Source organism: Modestobacter sp. VKM Ac-2983 (assembly GCF_026967885.1).
Lineage (GTDB): Bacteria > Actinomycetota > Actinomycetes > Mycobacteriales > Geodermatophilaceae > Modestobacter.
The window spans coordinates 481,647-498,362 of sequence record NZ_JAPVBK010000002.1 but is presented as its reverse complement, the minus strand read 5'-3'; the positions used below and the strand labels follow the sequence as shown (position 1 = coordinate 498,362).

The window sequence follows — 16,716 nt, the reverse complement described above, 5'->3', positions numbered from 1 at the left end:
TCCGCCCAGGCAGGAGGAGCCCGTGACCGCGCGCCGACCGGAGAGCGAGCCGTGCACCGACGCCGCTGCGGCGCGCCCGGTGGAGCGCACCCGGGACGCCGACCGGACCCGGGCGGAGATCCTCGCCGTCGCCACCGCGGAGTTCGCCGACCGCGGGTACGCCGGGGCCCGGGTCAACGAGATCGCCGAGAAGCTGAGCACGACCAAGCGGATGATCTACTACTACTTCGGCGGCAAGGAGCAGCTCTACGTCGCGGTGCTGGAGCAGGCCTACGGTCGGATCCGGGCGCTGGAGCAGCAGGTGGACGTCGAGCACCTCGAGCCGGTCGCGGCGATCCGCGAACTGGCCGGGCTCACCTTCGACCACCACGAAGCGCACCCGGAGTTCATCCGGCTGGTGAGCATCGAGAACATCCACCGGGCCGCGCACCTGGCCGGCTCCCCCGCGCTGGCCGGCCTGGCCGACCCGGCCGTCGACGTCCTGGGCGCCATCCTGCAGCGCGGCCGGGACGACGGGCTGTTCCGGGACGACGTCGACGCGCTCGACGTGCACCAGGTGATCAGCGCGTTCTGCGTCTTCCGGACCGCCAACCGGCACACGTTCCGGGCCATCTTCGACCGCGACATGCTCGACCCGGCGACCCGCGCGCACCAGCGGAAGCTGCTCGGCGACCTCGTCGTCGCCCACCTCACCGCACGCTGACGCCCCCTCCGCACCCACGGAGTCCCGGTGCGCACCTCGGGCGCGTCCCCGGGATGTCGTGGACGTATGCGCAGGCGGAGACGGTCGGGCAACGCCCGCTCCCGTGCACTGGCATCGGTCCAGCAGTTCCCGATGCCGCCTCGGCTCCGCCGAGCGGGGAGGAGTCCCACGATGACGCCCACCCACCACCCGTCCGCCGTCCGGGCGAGCGGGACGCCCGCTGCCCCTGGCTCCCCGCGGTCCCGGCGACCGGGGCTGCTCCTGGTGGCCGCGGTCGCCGTGCTGTTCGCGGTCGGCTGGATCACGCTCGGTCCGGCCGGGTTCATCGCCGATGCCCGCCGCACGGTGATGGCCGGGGTCGAGGCGTTCGCCGCGCCCTGGCCGGGCAGCGTGCACCGGGCCGAGGTCGAGGCGGTGGCGAACGGGCTGCTCTTCGTGCCGGTGGGTGCGCTGGCCGCACTGGCCCTGCGGCGCCGCGGTCCGGTGCTGCCCGTGGCCCTCGGCGCGGCGACGTCGGTGGTGGTCGAGCTGGCGCAGACCGCGCTGCCCGGCCGGGTGCCCGACCTCGCCGACGTGGCCGCCAACACCACCGGCACGGTCCTGGGGGTCGCGGTCACCAGCGTGCTCCGGGCCGCCGCGCGCCGCTCGCGGCGGCCCGGCGCTGGCCGTCCCGGGCGGGGGCTGGTCGCTGCGCTGCTCGCCGCGCCCCTGCTCCTCGCCGCGACGGCCGGGTGCTCGTCCGGAGGCACGCCGGCCGGTGCCGCCGGACCACCGGTGCAGGGTGCGTCGCCGAGCAACGCCATGACCGCCGAGAACGGCCACGTCGTCGACGGGGAGGAGCTCTCGGCGTTCGCCGACGTCCCGGCCCTCACCAACCTCGACAGCGCACTGCGCACGGCGGTCCAGGACGCGGCCCGGGACGCGACGGCCGGCGGGATCCGCTTCCACGTGTCCAGCGGGTGGCGCAGCGCTGCCTACCAGCAGGCGCTCTTCGACGCCGCGGTGCAGCAGTACGGCAGCCCCGAGGCCGCCCGGGAATGGGTCCTCCGCCCCGACGAGTCCTCCCACGTCACCGGCGACGCGGTCGACGTCGGGCCGACGGACGCGATGAGCTGGCTCTCCCAGCACGGGTCGGACTACGGCCTGTGCCAGACCTACGGCAACGAGATGTGGCACTTCGAGCTGGCCGTCGACCGCGGTGACCAGTGCCCCGCGCCGGCCACCGACCCCACCGCCGGCTGAGCGCGTGGTCCCCGCCCGCGAACCCGCCAGCGTCGTCGCGGCCCGGCAGCTGGCCGCCGAGGCACACGAGCGCCGTCGTCCTGCCCCGGCCCGGCGCGCCGCGCGCCGATACGCCGCCGACATCCCCGCCTTCCTACTCTCGCCCCATGCGCGTGCTGATCGCTGAGGACGAGCCCTACCTGGCCGACGCCATCCGGGACGGTCTCCGGCTGGAGTCGATCGCCTCCGACGTGGTCCACGACGGGGACAGCGCCCTGGAGAACCTCGCCGTCACCAGCTACGACGTCCTCGTGCTCGACCGGGACCTGCCCGGCACCTCCGGGGACGACGTCGCCCGGCGGGTCGTCGCCGAGGGCCTGCCCTGCCGGATCCTGATGCTGACCGCGGCCGACCGGCTGGAGGAGAAGGTGCGCGGCTTCGAGCTGGGCGCCGACGACTACCTGACGAAGCCCTTCCAGATGCGCGAGCTGGTGGTGCGGCTGCGCGCCCTGGGTCGCCGGCCGGTCGACGGCACACCGCCCGTGGTCGAGTTCGCCGGGCTCACCCTGGACCCCTTCCGGCGCGAGGTGTACCGGAACGGCCGGTACGTCGGGCTCACCCGCAAGCAGTTCGCCGTGCTGGAGGTGCTGCTGGGCGCCCGGGGTGGGGTGGTCAGCGCCGAGTCGCTGCTGGAGCGGGCCTGGGACGAGAACGCCGACCCCTTCACCAACGCCGTCCGGATCACCATCTCCTCGCTGCGCAAGCGCCTGGGCGACCCCTGGCTCATCCACACCGTCCCCGGTGCCGGCTACCGGGTGGGGCCACCGGCGCCGGACCCGGTGCCGGACCCGCGGTGAGCGCCCGGCTGCGGCTGACCCTCAGCTACGCCGGCTTCCTGGTCATCGCCTCCGCCGCCCTGGTGGCCCTGCTGGTGTACGTCCTCCGGTTCGTGCCCGAGGGCAACCTCAGCGCGCCCGGCGCCCCGTTCCTGCCCGACCGCGGCGACCTGCTGGCCGCCCTCTGGCCGCGGGTCTGGCAGGTGCTGGCCGTCCTCCTGGTGGTCGGGACGGGCGGGGGCTGGCTGCTGGCCGGCTGGATGCTCCGCCCGCTGCACCAGGTCCACGCCGTCGCCCGGCACGTCGCCGCCGGATCGCTGGACCGCCGGGTCCGGCTGACCGGCCGGGACGACGAGTTCCGCGAACTCGCGGACACCTTCGACACGATGCTCGACCGGTTGCAGACCACGTTCGACGAGCAGCGCCGGTTCGCCGCCAACGCGTCGCACGAACTGCGCACGCCCTACGCCGTGGAGCGCGCGATGCTCGACGTCGCGCTGGCCGACCCGGCTGCCGTGGACGTCCCCCGGCTGCTCGCCCGCCTGGACGAGACCAACCGCCGGGGCACCGAGACCGTCGAGGCGCTGCTCGCCCTGGCCGCGCTGGACCAGGGCCGCACGCCCCCGCGCACCCCGGTCGACCTCGCCGAGGTGACCGGGGACGTCGTCCGGGATCTGGCCCCGCTGGCCGACCGGGCCGGCGTCAGCGTGCACACCGAGCTGGGCGAGGGCGACCTGGACGGCGTCGAGCCGCTGGTCCGGCACCTGGTGGCGAACCTGGTGCTCAACGGGGTGCGGCACAACACCGGCCCGGGCGGGACGGTGTCGGTCACGACGGGCAGCACCGAGGACGGCCGGGCGGAGCTGACGGTGTCCAACACCGGGCCGCACGTTCCTCCGGAGCTGCTCGGCACCCTCACCGAGCCGTTCGTCCGCAGCACCGGCCGGGTCTCCAGCCGGGACGCCACCGCTTCCGGCAGCGGCCTGGGCCTGGCGATCGTCGCCCGGGTGGCCGAGGTGCACGGCGCCGACCTGCAGCTGTCCGCTCCCCCGGCCGGCGGGCTGCTCGTCACCGTGCTGTTCCCCGCACCGGGCCCGTGACGGCGGCTGCGGAAGGCGGCCGTTCCAGGGCGCGGAAGAACTCGCCGTAGCCGGACCGCTCCTCCAGCGCGGCGACGATGTCCACTTGAGCCGCGTGCATCCGCAGGAGTTGCTCGGCGACCTCATCGTCGCCCACCTCACCGCACGCTGAGCCCCGGTGGGTGCGAGGCTCGTCGCGACACGTGCACCCGGCCCGGCGACTCCTCGCCGCGTCAGCGGCGCCGTGCACCACCGACAGGGGACACCGGACACGTGACTGCAGCAACCCGAGCTCGCCAGGCCCTGGTCGTGGGCGCCACGGGGATCGTCGGCCAGAACCTGGCCGAGCGGCTCACCGCCCAGGGCTGGGAGGTCCACGGGCTGTCCCGCAGCGGGCGGGCCCCCGGCCCCGGCGTGCACCCCGTGCAGGCGGACCTGGCCGACCCCGCAGGACTGGCCACCGCGCTGGCCGGCCGCTCCCCCGAGCTCGTCGCCATCACTGCCTGGACCCGGCAGGCCACCGAGGCGGAGAACATCGCGGTCAACGGTGCGGCCGTCCGCAACGTCCTCGAGGCGCTCGAGCCGGCCGGCTCGGTGCGGCACGCGGCGCTGATGACCGGGCTGAAGCACTACCTCGGCCCCTTCGAGGCCTACGCGCAGGGCGAGATGCCCGACACGCCCTTCCACGAGGACGAGCCCCGCCTGGACGCGCCGAACTTCTACTACGCGCAGGAGGACGAGCTCTTCGCCGCCGCGGCCCGGGCCGGGTTCACCTGGAGCGTCCACCGTTCGCACACGGTCTTCGGCTTCGCCGTGGGCAACGCGATGAACATGGTGCTGACGCTGTCCGCGTACGCCGCGATCTGCAAGCAGACGGGCCGCCCGTTCGTCTTCCCCGGGTCGAGCACCCAGTGGAACAGCGTGACCGACGTGACCGACGCCGACCTGCTGGCCGACCAGATCATCTGGGCCGCCGCCACCGAAACGGGACACGACCAGGCCTTCAACACCGTCAACGGCGACGTCTTCCGCTGGCGCTGGCTGTGGCCGCAGATCGCCGCGCACTTCGGCGTGGAGTGGGAGGGCTACGAGGGACGGGTCCGCCCGCTCACCGAGAGCATGGCCGGCAGCGAGGACGTCTGGGCCGGGATCGCCGCGGAGCACGAGCTGGTCGAGCCCGACCTCGGTCGGATCGCCTCCTGGTGGCACACCGACAGCGACCTCGGCCGGGAGATCGAGGTGCTGACCGACATGAACAAGAGCCGCAAGGCCGGGTTCACCGAGAGCCGGGACTCCCGCGACAGCTTCTTCCGCTACGTGGAGCGGTACCGAGCGGCGCGCATCATCCCGTGACGGGTCCGGGGGGCGTGGTGCGCCGGGACGGGAGTCGGGGCAGGGCGGTACGGACGGCGGTGGTGAGGAGGACGCGACGGGCCGGCGGTGGGAGCGCTCGGGCGACCCGCAGCATCGTGGCCGCGATGGACGTCGGGGCGGACCCGATGTCGAGGTAGGCGACCCACGCCGACTCCGGCAGGCTGAAGAAGGACTGGAAGAAGGCGTCGGTCTGGGCCTCGTCCAGTCCGAGCAGGACCTCACGCCCCAGACCGAGCAGGCCGAGGGTCGCCCGCTGCCGGGCGCTGCGGACCAGCGACCGCGCCGCAGCCGCATCGGCCCCGGCCAGCACGGCATCGGCGATCGTGCTGCCCGCCCGCAGTGACGCGGCGACGCTGTACCCGGTCGCCGGGTGGACCAGCCCGGCCGCGGCCCCGACCGGAACGCCGACGGAACGTCGGACGGCGGCGTCCAGTGGGATGGCCACCCGTTCCGGGCGGTCGGCGATGCGCAGACCGGCGTGGGCGATGAGGCGGTGCAGGCGGTCACGCAGGTGGGGCAGCGCCACCGGTGGGCGGGCGGCGAGGGAGGTGGCCTCCAGCAGGGTCGTGCCGTCGTCCAGCCCCATCCCGTACAGGAAGGCGGGCGGCTGTGCGACGCCGTCCTCGCGCAGCACCGCCCAGTCCATGAGCAGTGCACCCCCGTCCGGGACCAGTGCATCGAGGTCTCCGGTGACCCGTTCCCCCCAGGCCCGCTGATGGGCGCTGCCGGGACCGCCGCCGCGGGCGTCGACGAGGATGTCGCCGGTGAGGGTGGTGCCGTCGGTGAGCGTCACGACCTGACCAGCCGGGTCCTGGTGGACGGCGGCGACCGACCCGGTGCGGGTCACACCGCCACCGGCGCACAGCTGACCGAGCAGGAGACCGTGCACGACGTCGTTGTGCAGCCGGGCGTAGGCACGACCGATGTCCTGGCTCCCGGCGGTGGTCCGCACCACGGTGACCGGGTAGCGACGACCCAGCGGCGGAGGTCCCTCCGTCCGGGCCGTGTCGCCGAGCAGCACCGTGGACACGGCATCGAGTTCGTCGGCCCACATGCCGTAGGTCTGGTGCCAGGGCCGCAGGTGCGGGGCGACCACCACCACGCTCAGCCCCCGTGCGGCGCAGGCGGCAGCGACCGACAGCCCGGCCGGTCCGGCGCCGGCGACGACCACGTCCCAGCGCTGTTCCGGCGCGGCGGAGTTCACGAGCGCGGGACGTGCACGGGCGAGGAGGTGCGCAGGTGGGACAGCGCACGGGTGTCCCGTCGGGAACGACGGTGGGCGGCGCGGCGGGGCAGCCAGCAGTTCACGGGTGCTCTGGTCTCCTCGGTCGGAGAACACGCTAGCCGTACCGCACGGTTCGGCCGGACACGACCGCCCGACGCCCGGGACGCCCGCCCCCGTCGTCGCGCCCCCGCGTCGGCTCATCGTCGTCCGACCGCAGGCGGCCCCCGCGGACGCTCCCTACGCTGACGTGATGTTCTTCCTGTTCGGCTTCGGCACCAAGCGGCGGCACCTGGGCCCCGGCGAGACCCGCACCTGCCCGACCTGCACCAACACCTCGCAGTGGGATCGGGTCGAGCAGTACAAGCAGTTCTCGCTGTTCTTCGTGCCGGTCGCCCGGTGGAAACGCCGACAGGTCGAGGTCTGTGGCATCTGCGGCACCACCGTCGCGGTCTGAGGCACGCCCCAGGGAACGCGGAGCTGTCAGCGGAGCACCACATGGACGTCGATGACCCGTCCCCGGACCCGTTCGTCGACGGGGCAGTCCTGGCGGGACTCGACGAGGCGATGGCGGGTGGCAGTGCGGCCCGCCCGGTCTGGCGCTGTACCTGCAGGTGCTCGGTGAACTCGCCCAGCACGCCGGGCATGCGGACGTGCTCCGCGAGCAGCTGCTGGCCGCCCGGGAGCGCCTGCCGACCTGACCGGAGACGGCGGGTCAGCCGGCCGGGCAGGTGCGCCGGACGTTCGTCCAGCCGGTGTAGCCGCGCTGTTCCAGGAGCCGCAGCAGTCGCGGCGCCCACGGGAAGGACTGCACGAACGCCGCGTCCAGCAGCGCGACCAGGTCCTCGCTGATCGGCTGCTCCGCCGCCCCGGCGGATGCGGCGGCCGCCCCATCGAGGAACGCCTCCACCCGGTCGGCGAGCTCGGGCAGCCGCGGGTCGTCGGCCGTGCAGTCGGCGAGCTCCCCGAGGTCGAGGTAGAGCCGGCGCAGCGTCGGGTGCTCGAGCTGCGCGTGCTTGACCGCCATCATGGCCAGCACCTGCTCCGGCGCCTGGGCCGCGATGAGGATCCAGCTGTCCCGCTCGATCTCGACCAGGCGCTCCGGGAAGCCGAGCTCGCGCATCCGCTCCAGGTAGGCAACCGCCACCGGCGGCAGCACGAGGCTCTCCCCCGCCGTGAGCTGCGCGATCCGGGTCCGGTGCCGCTGGCGGTCGCGGATCTCGGCGCGGAGGCGACGGTCGACCTCCTCGACCGCCGCCGCGAACTCCTCCTCGCCGGCCGCCAGCAGCTCCCGTACCCGGGACAGCGGCACGCCGGCCTCGGCCAGGGTGCGGATCCGGATGAGCTCCACGACGGCCACCGCGTCGTAGCGCCGGTACCCGGAGGAGTCCCGTTCCGGCTCGGGCAGCAGCTCCTTGGCGTGGTAGTGCCGGACGGCGCGCACGGTCACGCCCGCGTAGGACGCGAGCTGGCTGATGGTCAGCACGGGCATGTCCTCTCCTCGGCGGCGTGCTCAGCCGATCTTCCGCCGGTAGGTGGTCATCGCGAACAGGTACGCCACCAGCAGGAGGCCGACGCACCAGGCGAGGGCTGTCCAGCCGTCGTCGCCGACCGGCTGCTCGGCGTAGAGGCTGCGCAGGGTGTTCACGATCGGCGTGACGGGCTGGTGCTCGGCGAACCAGCGCACCGGGCCCGGCATCCCCGACGTCGGCACGAACGCCGAACTGATGAACGGCAGGAAGACCAGCGGGTAGGAGAACCCGCTCACCCCGTCCAGGGAGGTCGCGGTCAGCCCGGGGACGACGGCCAGCCAGGTGAGCGCCAGGGTGAACAGCACCAGGACGCCGAGCACGGCCAGCCAGGCGAGCACCCCGGCGCCGGAGCGGAAGCCCATCGCCACGGCGACGAGCACGACCAGCACCAACGAGACGAGGTTCGCCACCAGCGAGGTCAGCACGTGGGCCCACAGCACGGACTGCCGGGCGATCGGCATCGACTGGAACCGCTCGAAGATCCCGCTGGAGACGTCGGTGAACAGTCGGAAGGCGGTGTAGGCGATCCCGGAGGCGATGGTGATGAGCAGGATCCCGGGCAGCAGGTAGTCGACGTACGCCCCGTCCCCGACCTCGATGGCGCTGCCGAAGACGTAGACGAACAGCAGCAGCATGGCGATCGGCGTGATCGCGGTGGTGATGATCGTGTCCGGGCTGCGCAGCACGTGCCGCAGCGACCGCTTCAGCAGGGTCGTGGTGTCGCGGACGGCGTGTGTGGTGCTCATCGGTCCGTCTCCTGCTGGCCGGAGCCGACGATCGCGAGGAAGACGTCCTCCAGCGAGGGCTGCTTCTCCACGTACTCGACCGTGGCCGGGGGGAGCAGCTGCCGGAGCTCGGCGAGGGTGCCCTCGACGATCACCCGGCCCTGGTGGAGGACGGCGATCCGGTCGGCGAGCTGCTCGGCCTCGTCGAGGTACTGCGTGGTGAGCAGCACCGTCGTGCCCCGGCCGGCGAGCGCCCGGACCGTCGCCCACACCTCCAGCCGCGACTGCGGGTCCAGGCCGGTCGTCGGCTCGTCCAGGAAGAGCACCGGCGGTTCACCGATGAGGCTCATCGCGATGTCGAGGCGACGGCGCATCCCGCCCGACCAGGTCGACACCCGGCGGCCGGCGGCGTCGGTCAGCTGGAACCGGGCGAGCAGGTCGTCGGCGATCCGGCCGGCCCCGTCGAGGTGCCGCAGCTGGGCGACGAGCACGAGGTTCTCCCGCCCGGTGAGGAGCTCGTCGACGGCGGCGAACTGCCCGGTGAGGCTGATCGCCCCGCGCACCTCGGCGGGCTGGGTGGCGACGTCGAACCCGTGGACGGACGCGGTCCCGCTGTCGGCTCGCAGAAGGGTGCACAGGATGCGCACCGTCGTGGTCTTCCCGGCGCCGTTGCTGCCCAGGAGCGCGAAGACGGTCCCCGCGGGGACGCTCAGGTCGACGCCCGCGAGCACCGCGTGGTCGCCGTAGGACTTGGTCAGCCCGGTGGTCTCGATGGCTGCTGTCGTGGTCATGGCAGGAGCGTCCGGCCCTGACCCTGCGTCAAGGTCAAGTCGGGTCCACCGTCCCGTGCGACCTCCAGTACGGCAACACGTGGGGGGAGATGTGGGACTTGCTCGCGGTCCGGTGTGGGGCTCGAGAGGCCGGCGCAGGCGCTGCCATGCGAGGCCCGTCGACTGCCGCAGGTGAACCGCAACGTAGGAGCGCCGACGCCGCCGCCGTTGGAAGCGCGCCGACCCGCCAGGCCCCTCTCCGCCCTACGCGAAACGTGACTGCGGCCGACCGTTGGGCGGGCACGATGGCGGGGTGGACCCAGCCTTCGCCGGTCCGACTGCCTCGCACTACCGGCTCTACCGCCGTGACGTCCCCGATGCCCTGCTCGACCGGCTGGTCGAGCACGTCGAGCTGACCCGCGACGCCGTGGCCCTGGATCTGGGAGCGGGCACCGGCCAGGTTGCTGTCCCCCTCGCCGCGCGCGTCGGCACGGTGCTGGCCGTGGAGCCCGAGCCGGACATGCTGGCGCAGCTGCGGCAGCGCGGCGAGGAGAGCGTCCGGAACCTGCTGTGCGTGTTGGCCTCGGACCGGGAAGTGCCGGGCCTACTGGACACCGTGGGCGGGGGCAGGTGCGGACTGGTTCGGCCGCCCGGTGACTGCCGGCTGCGGGAGCGACGAGGAGGCCCTGCGGGAGCGTCAGGGCCAGATGCGGGCCGCAGGGTTCGCCGACGTGGCGGTGCTGGAGCACCGCTACCAGGCGGACGTCGACGCTGACTACGCGATCGGCCATCTGTACTCGGCGATGGACGAAGACGTCCTGCCGACGGCCCGCAGGCCGGAGTTCGAGGAAGGCCTGCGCCGGGCGCTGAGCCCGTTCGAGGGGATGCGGATGCGTGAGGACGTGCCGGTCACTGCCCTTGTCGGACGCCGGTAGGCGCATGGCGACGGCCGGCCGCGCCGCCGCAGCCGCCAGGTACGGCGGGACCGGGTCAGCGACCCGTGGCCTCGATGGTCACCTCGTGGTCCTCGAAGCGGGCCACCAGAGGCTTCGTCGGCGTGACCCCCGACGGCAGCTCCACCACCGTGACGTGCCCGTTCATGTCCGCGGAACAGATGTCCCGGTCGGGGAACAGCGGTCCCAGGCGGATCTCGATCTCTTGCTCTGCGACCACCTCGATGCCAAGCGGGCCGCTGGGACAGCTGGAACTGCCGAAGGTGACCACCGCGAGGTACTGGCCGTCGTTGACCCAGGCGATCGAGGGCTGGAAGGCCGACTCGAGGGGCGACGGGCCACCGGAGTCGGGCGCAGGCGCTGGCGAGGGCGTGTAGGTCCGCTCGTCGAACCCTTCCTCGGGGTCGGGCAGCCTGATTCGCGGCGCACGGGACGGCGCGGGGAGCAGCTCAACGCGTAGTCCGGGGAGCGGCGTGAGCACGAACTCCCGGGCCTCGGGCGTATCAGCTCCGAGGCCGAACTCCGCAACGTAGGGCGAACGGCCCGGCCCGCCGGCGCTGCAGGAGGCCAGCGCAGGCGTGGCGGCCAGCAGCGCCGCCATCGCCAGCAGGGGCCACACCGGCCGGGGTCCGTTCACAGCTCGCATCGTGCGGCCCTACGACCTCCGAGTCCAGCAGTTCCACCCGAAGCGTGACGCAAGGGAGACGTTGCTGCGCGCCAGCGGGCTGCTGATCGCCCCGTGCCGAACCGCGTGTCGCTGCCACAGCTGGCCGCAGCCCACGGCCAGGCTCAGAACCCTCTGGGTCGGCCGAGCGCAGCGGTCACCGAGGCCCGTCGTGGGACGCAGAGATGTCCCACCTTTCCCCCCACGTGTTGCCGTACTGATGCGACCTGGGGGGGCCCGGGTGGTCAGGCCCCATGCTGCCCAGCGTTCAGCAGTTGACCGACCACCGGTGGTCGCAGCTCAGGCAGACCAGGACCGCCACCCAGTCCTGCGGGTCGAACTCGCCGGGGTGGTCACCGACGTCCTGTCCGCCGCACGCGACGCAGCAGGACATCCGGGCCAGCGCGCTGGCCTGCACGACGACCGAGTGGTCCAGGAGCTCGGACACGAGAACACCTCCGCGATGAACGGCAGCTGCGCTGCTGCCTCGATGCACGCAGGGTGGTCCAGCCACCGCCGTCGCCGACGGGTGACACGAGGCCGGTCGTGGGATCGCAAGGAGCTCGTCGCGCGACCGCAATGGAGCAGTGCGGTGCTCAGCTGCCACCGGTGGCGCGGAGCACCAGCACGGCGAGGTCGTCGGCGCGACGCCCCTTCTGGAACTGCATGACCGAGGTCTCCACCGCAGCGGCGACCTCCACCGCGCTGCCACCACGAGCTCCGGAGAGCACCGACCGCAGGTGCTCCTCGCCGAACTGGTGGACCACGCCCTCGCCGTCCCGGTAGCGCGCCTCGGTGACCCCGTCGGTGTAGAGGACGAGCACGTCGCCGCTCTGCAGCGTCGTGGTCGCCACCCGGAGGTCGATCTCGGGGAGGATGCCCAGCAGGCTCCCCGGCGCGCCCAGCTCCGCCACCGCACCGGTGCCGTGCCGCAGGACCAGCGGCAGGGGGTGGCCGGCGGACACCGCCCGCAGCTCGACCCGGTCCTCGATGCGTTCGGCCAGCACGCAGGCGATGGTGCACGTGCCGTTGGGGGCCCCCTGCCGCAGCAGCACCTCGTTGACGGTGCGCAGCACGTCCACCAGGTCGGTGGTGCGCACCACGGCTGCGCGGATCGCGTAGCGGGCGGCGGCGGTGCGCGCGGCGGCGACCGGCCCGGTGCCCTCGACGTCGCCGATCACCATCAGCCACGAGGAGCCGTCGAGCTCGATCAGGTCGTAGAAGTCGCCGCCGACGGTGGCCCTCGCCGAGCTGGGTCGGTAGACCGCGGCCACGTCCGCTCCGGACAGGTCGGGCAGGTGCGGGGGGAGCAGGCTGCTCTGCAGGTCCTCGGCGAGACGGCGGTACCGCTCCTCGGAGGCGGCGAGCGCCTGGCCGAGCTCGCGCTCGGCGGTCACGTCAGCCACCAGGACGCACAGGCCGATCACCTCGTCCGCGTGCCGGACGGGGAAGAAGCTCGCGTTCCAGTGACGGAGCTCGTCGGGCCGGCTCCCGACCGCGCCGGTCAGGGGGACGTCCAGCTGCGGCCGGCCGGAGTCCAGCACTTCCCGGTAGAGCGTTTCGGCCTCGCCGCCCACCGCCGGGTGCAGCTCGGCGGGCGTGCGCCCCAGCAGCTGCTCCACCGGCAACCCGTTCATCTCCGCGAGCACCGGGTTGACCCGGACGTGGCGCAGCTGCAGGTCGAACAGACCGATGCCCAGGGGGGCGCTCTCGATGACGGCGTCGAACTGCGCCGCGACCACCTCGAGCCAGCCCGGTCCCCTTACAGCAGACTCAGGCACACGAGGACATTAGGTGGTCCGGGCCTCATGCGCTCCTCGACCTCGCGGACGTGACCGTGGGTGACCGGCCCCGGGGACTCAGCAGACCCGTCAGCCGACCGGGCGTCAGGGGACCACCGTGGCCACCACCAGCCGCGCCAGCTCGACGCGAGACCGCACGCCGAGCTTGGTGAAGGCGTTCCGCAGATGCGTGTTGACGGTGTGCGGGGACAGGAACAACCGCGCGGCCACCTCCCGGTTGGTGCCGCCCTCGGCGACCAGGCGCACCACGTCCCGCTCCGCCGGCGTCAGCATCGCCAGCCCTTGCTCCGAGCCGCGTTGCAGGGGGATGCGCTGGCGCCGGACGCCGAGGTCGCGGAGCCGTCGCCTGACCCGCGCGGCATGGTGCTCGGCACCGGTCGAGGTGTAGGTCTCCAGCGCCTCGTCCAGCAGCGCCACCGCCTCGCGCGGGCGGTCGGCGACCAGCCGGGCGAGGTCCTCCAGCGCCGAGGCCCGCACCAGTGGCCGCTCGGTGCCGACCATCAGGTCCAGGGCCTCCCGCAGGCAGGCCTCGTCGGCGTCGAGCAGTCCGCGGGCGTGCCGCGCCGCGGCCGCGGCCATCCGGCGCGTCGGGTTCGTCGCGGCCCTGCGCTCCGCGGCGGCCACGGCCCGCAGCGCGATCTCCCGCTCCCCTGCCCGCAGCGCGATCCGGGCGAGGACCACCTCGTCGGCGACGTCCGGGACGCCGGCCATGGAGGGGCCGGGACGCTCCAGGGTCGCAACGGCCTCGGCGGCCGCCACCATCGCCGCGGCGACGTCCCCGGCGCTGTCGGCCATCAGCGCCGTCAGCCACAGTCCGTTGCGCCGGACGTGCCCGGTCTCGGCGGCGGTCATCTGCTGCACGCGGGTCCGGTGCGCACGGAGCACGTCGGGTCGGCCGACGTACAGCGCCCAGCGCACGAGGGTGTAGAACACCAGGTGGTCCAGCAGGCCACCGATGGAGTCGATCTCCTCCATGTCGAGCACGCCCTCGGACTCGGCCCGCGCCTCCTCCAGCCGGCCCGCGTCGAACAGCGCCCGGCACCGCATGGTGCTCCACAGCAGCAGCAGGCCCACCTGGCCCTGCTGCCGCGCCGCGGTCAGCTCGGGGTCGATCAACGCCAGCGCCCGCACCGGATGGCCGACCGTGATCCACAGCGCCGCCTCCCACACGCCGGGCGGGCTGGAGGGGTCGTCGGACCTGGCGAGCATGCCGACGTCCGCATTGCGCCGGAACGCGACGTCCCACTGCTGACGGTGGAAGGCCACGTAGCTCTCGACTCGCGCCATGGTCGAGCCCTGCACCGGCGTGGGCTCGAACGGACCGGCCTCGCGCACCTCCGCCAGGACCACGTCCGCGGCATCGGGGTCGCCGGCCATCCCGTGGTTGACCGCGAGGAGCAGCAGTGCCTCCAGCCGCACGGCGTCCGGGAGCCCGGGCAGCGCCAGCGCGGTCTGGCACTGCCGCACGGCTTCGCCGCCGGAGTACCGGATGACGAGCCTGGCCAGGCCGAGCCGAATCCGGGCCTCGGCCACCGGGTCACCGCCCGGGCTGCCCGCCAGCATGGTGGCCGCCAGCTGCTGGGCGTCGACGGCCCGGCCGCACTGCCACAGCAGCATCACCGACTCGACGACGACCTCGGGCCGCAGCGCGGAGTCGTCCGGCAGCAGCTCCAGGGCGCGGACGCTGAACTCCGCGGCCGCCGACGAGGAGCTGGGCGCCAGCGTCGCGGCCGCGGCACGCAGCATGGACACCGCAGCCAGGTCGCCGGGGACGGCTGACCCGGCCAGCATCGTCGCGACCTGCAGGGTGGGCGCGCCCCGATCGAGCAGGACGTCGACCGCGTGCCGGCGCAGCGCGCGGGCGAAGTCGGCGGGGATGCCCGCGGCCACCGACTCGCGGATGAGGTCGTGCCGGAAGCCGAGCTGGTCGCCGGCGTCCTCGAGCAGGCCCGCCGCCAGGACCTCCTGCAACGGAGCGAGCAGCGCCGGGGGCGACCGGTCGAGCATCGCCGCGAGGAGGTCGACCGGGAACTGCCGACCCAGCACGGCCCCGATCTGCAGGAGCTCGCGCGCGGGTGCGGAGAGCCGCTCGGTGCGGCACGCGACCGCGTCCCGCAGGCGGGCCGGGAGCACGTCGCCGACCAGCCGGGCCCTGCCCCCCTCCACCTGGACGAGGCGTTCCTCCCGCCAGCCACGCAGCAGCTCGACCAGCAGCAGCGGATGGCCTCCGGCGCGCGCGGCCGAGGTGAGGACGCTCCCGTCCGGGGGCGCCCCGAGCAGGTCACCGGCGAGGAAGGCCACTGCGTCGCCGTCGAGGGGCTGCAGGTCGACCCGGTCCGCGCCGATCTCGGTCAGCGCGCGCACGGTGGCCGAGACAGCGGGATCGGACTCGCCGTGGCGGACGGCCACCACCCAGACGACGGCGTCGGCGGCCAGCCGCGGCGGCAGCGTGCGGAGCACCCGGAGCGTGCCGTGGTCGCACCACTGGAGGTCGTCGACGCAGACCATCACGGGCTGCTGGACGGCGACCTCCTGCAACCGAGCCTCGAGCTCGTTGCGCAGCCACCAGCCCTGCTGCGCGCCGCTCGGCAGTGCGTCGAGCAGGGCACGAGGGAGCACCGGGTGCGGCCCGGCCTGCACCGCGTCCAGCAGCGGGCCGTGCGGGATCACGTGCTCGTCCGGGTCCCCCGACACGGCGACGATCCGCGCTCCGGCATCCCGGGCCAGCGCGCGGGCCTCCTGCAGCAGCCGTGACTTGCCGGTGCCGGCCGCGCCGGAGATCACGACGACCCGTCCGCGACCGTCCCGCTGAGCGGCGGTGACCCGGGCGCGCAGCAAGGCCAGTTCGGTGTCCCGGCCGCGCAGCGGGGTGCGGTCGGTCGCCATGGACCACCTCCTGGTCGTGACCTGGGCCGCGAGGACCGACGGGACGTGCGGGGCCGGGGCGGACGGCATCAGCGGGCCCGCATCGGCGGATCTGGCACGAACGTGCGATGTGGCCCGGGCCGGGGCCCTCGACCCTGAGTCCCGTCGCACCGCCGACCGTGCACCCCAGCGCTGCGGTGACACGACGCGCCGCATCCAACCAGACCCAGGGAGACCGCAGATGTCCCAACCCACCGTCGTCCTCGTCCACGGTGCCTTCGCCGAGTCCGCGAGCTGGACCGGCGTGATCGCCCGCCTGCAGGCAGCCGGGCACCGCACCATCGCCGTGTCCAACCCCCTGCGGAGCCTGTCCGGCGACGCCGCGGCGGTGAAGGCCGTCCTCGACTCCGTCGAGGGCCCGGTCGTGCTGGTCGGTCACTCCTACGGCGGCGCCGTCATGTCCGGCGCCGTCCAGGGCAGCCGTGCGGTGCAGGCGCTCGTGTTCGTGGCCGCGTTCGCCCCGCTGGAGGGCGAGAGCATCGGGGAGCTGTCCGGCCGCTTCCCGGGCAGCACGCTCGGCGAGACGATCGAGACGGTCCCGCTCGCCGATGGCAGCACCGACCTCTACATCCGCCAGGACCGCTACCACCAGCAGTTCGCCGCCGACCTGTCAGCGGGCGAGGCCGCCCTCGGCGCCGCCACGCAGCGACCCCTGCGGGACGTGGCCCTGAACGAGGGCGCCGCGGCGTCGCCGGCGTGGCAGCGCATCCCCTCGTGGTTCCTGATCCCCGAGCTCGACCGCAACATCCCGCCGCAGGCCCAGCGGTTCATGGCCGACCGGGCCGGCGCGCGTGAGGTCGTCGAGCTGCCGGGTGCCTCGCACGCGGTGCCCGCGTCGCGGCCCGACGACGTCGCGGACGCCGTCCTGCGTGCGGTCAAGGCGACGGCGTGACCGGGCGCTCGGGCCGGC

At 74.1% G+C, this 16,716-nt stretch carries 18 protein-coding genes; 9 read left to right on the top strand and 9 right to left on the bottom strand.

Annotation, left to right across the window (positions count from 1 at the left end; translation table 11 throughout):
- Positions 1-22: 22 nt before the first annotated feature.
- From O2W18_RS08795 to O2W18_RS08780, 4 genes are all read left to right on the top strand, one after another.
- Positions 23-703: a TetR family transcriptional regulator gene (locus O2W18_RS08795; RefSeq protein ID WP_269187160.1), complete on the top strand. Its 681-nt coding sequence runs from the start codon at positions 23-25 to the stop codon at positions 701-703.
- A 171-nt stretch (positions 704-874) separates the two neighbouring features.
- Positions 875-1,945: a VanZ family protein gene (locus O2W18_RS08790; protein ID WP_269187159.1), complete on the top strand. Its 1,071-nt coding sequence runs from the start codon at positions 875-877 to the stop codon at positions 1,943-1,945.
- Between the two features lie 146 nt (positions 1,946-2,091).
- The gene (locus O2W18_RS08785) at positions 2,092-2,781 is read left to right on the top strand and encodes a response regulator transcription factor (protein WP_269187158.1); all 690 of its coding nucleotides are present in this window, start codon (positions 2,092-2,094) and stop codon (positions 2,779-2,781) included.
- A complete protein-coding gene (locus tag O2W18_RS08780) occupies positions 2,778-3,860 on the top strand; it encodes a sensor histidine kinase (RefSeq protein ID WP_269187157.1) in 1,083 nt (360 codons plus the stop codon). Before O2W18_RS08785 ends, O2W18_RS08780 begins: the two co-directional genes overlap by 4 nt.
- On the opposite strand, the gene O2W18_RS08775 is transcribed toward O2W18_RS08780, so the two are convergent.
- Positions 3,829-3,996, bottom strand: coding sequence for a hypothetical protein (locus O2W18_RS08775; protein ID WP_269187156.1), 168 nt, complete (start codon positions 3,994-3,996; stop codon positions 3,829-3,831). The two genes, O2W18_RS08780 and O2W18_RS08775, sit on opposite strands and share 32 nt — an antisense overlap.
- 116 nt (positions 3,997-4,112) lie before the next feature.
- Between O2W18_RS08775 and O2W18_RS08770 the strand changes: the two genes are divergently transcribed.
- The gene (locus tag O2W18_RS08770; protein ID WP_269187155.1) at positions 4,113-5,192 is read left to right on the top strand and encodes an SDR family oxidoreductase; all 1,080 of its coding nucleotides are present in this window, start codon (positions 4,113-4,115) and stop codon (positions 5,190-5,192) included.
- Here O2W18_RS08770 and O2W18_RS08765 read toward each other — a convergent pair.
- Complete coding sequence (locus tag O2W18_RS08765; protein WP_269187154.1) at positions 5,182-6,417, bottom strand: lycopene cyclase family protein; 1,236 nt, start codon at positions 6,415-6,417, stop codon at positions 5,182-5,184. The two genes, O2W18_RS08770 and O2W18_RS08765, sit on opposite strands and share 11 nt — an antisense overlap.
- Before the next feature lie 271 nt (positions 6,418-6,688).
- Here O2W18_RS08765 and O2W18_RS08760 point away from each other — a divergent pair, with 271 nt between their 5' ends.
- Complete coding sequence (locus O2W18_RS08760; RefSeq protein ID WP_269187153.1) at positions 6,689-6,892, top strand: zinc-ribbon domain-containing protein; 204 nt, start codon at positions 6,689-6,691, stop codon at positions 6,890-6,892.
- Positions 6,893-7,150: 258 nt separating this feature from the next.
- On the opposite strand, the gene O2W18_RS08755 is transcribed toward O2W18_RS08760, so the two are convergent.
- From O2W18_RS08755 to O2W18_RS08745, 3 genes are read right to left on the bottom strand one after another with little or no spacing between them, the layout of a single operon-like run.
- Positions 7,151-7,927, bottom strand: a complete 777-nt coding sequence (locus O2W18_RS08755) for a MerR family transcriptional regulator (protein WP_269187152.1) — start codon at positions 7,925-7,927, stop codon at positions 7,151-7,153.
- A 21-nt stretch (positions 7,928-7,948) separates the two neighbouring features.
- Positions 7,949-8,713 (bottom strand): ABC transporter permease, encoded by a 765-nt coding sequence (locus O2W18_RS08750; RefSeq protein ID WP_269187151.1) that lies wholly within the window; start codon positions 8,711-8,713, stop codon positions 7,949-7,951.
- Entirely contained in the window at positions 8,710-9,483 is a 774-nt protein-coding gene (locus tag O2W18_RS08745; RefSeq protein WP_269187150.1) for an ABC transporter ATP-binding protein, read from the bottom strand. The genes O2W18_RS08750 and O2W18_RS08745 overlap by 4 nt, the downstream gene beginning before the upstream one ends.
- A gap of 292 nt (positions 9,484-9,775) precedes the next feature.
- On the opposite strand from O2W18_RS08745, the gene O2W18_RS21710 reads away from it, so the two are divergent.
- Positions 9,776-10,237 carry a class I SAM-dependent methyltransferase gene (locus tag O2W18_RS21710; RefSeq protein ID WP_442929129.1) on the top strand — a complete coding sequence of 154 codons (462 nt, stop codon included), beginning with the start codon at positions 9,776-9,778 and terminating at the stop codon, positions 10,235-10,237.
- Positions 10,170-10,397, top strand: a complete 228-nt coding sequence (locus O2W18_RS08740; protein WP_269187149.1) for a hypothetical protein — start codon at positions 10,170-10,172, stop codon at positions 10,395-10,397. The genes O2W18_RS21710 and O2W18_RS08740 overlap by 68 nt, the downstream gene beginning before the upstream one ends.
- 55 nt (positions 10,398-10,452) lie before the next feature.
- Here the strand turns inward: O2W18_RS08740 and O2W18_RS08735 are convergent, their stop codons facing one another.
- From O2W18_RS08735 to O2W18_RS08720, 4 genes are all read right to left on the bottom strand, one after another.
- Complete coding sequence (locus O2W18_RS08735; protein ID WP_269187148.1) at positions 10,453-11,016, bottom strand: hypothetical protein; 564 nt, start codon at positions 11,014-11,016, stop codon at positions 10,453-10,455.
- A 331-nt stretch (positions 11,017-11,347) separates the two neighbouring features.
- On the bottom strand, positions 11,348-11,527 hold the full coding sequence (locus tag O2W18_RS08730; protein WP_269187147.1) for a hypothetical protein: 180 nt from the start codon (positions 11,525-11,527) through the stop codon (positions 11,348-11,350).
- Positions 11,528-11,675: 148 nt separating this feature from the next.
- Positions 11,676-12,860: a PP2C family protein-serine/threonine phosphatase gene (locus O2W18_RS08725; protein ID WP_269187146.1), complete on the bottom strand. Its 1,185-nt coding sequence runs from the start codon at positions 12,858-12,860 to the stop codon at positions 11,676-11,678.
- A 105-nt stretch (positions 12,861-12,965) separates the two neighbouring features.
- On the bottom strand, positions 12,966-15,767 hold the full coding sequence (locus tag O2W18_RS08720) for a helix-turn-helix transcriptional regulator (RefSeq protein ID WP_269187145.1): 2,802 nt from the start codon (positions 15,765-15,767) through the stop codon (positions 12,966-12,968).
- Positions 15,768-15,987: 220 nt separating this feature from the next.
- Here O2W18_RS08720 and O2W18_RS08715 point away from each other — a divergent pair, with 220 nt between their 5' ends.
- On the top strand, positions 15,988-16,698 hold the full coding sequence (locus O2W18_RS08715; RefSeq protein WP_269187144.1) for an alpha/beta fold hydrolase: 711 nt from the start codon (positions 15,988-15,990) through the stop codon (positions 16,696-16,698).
- Positions 16,699-16,716 lie beyond the last annotated feature (18 nt).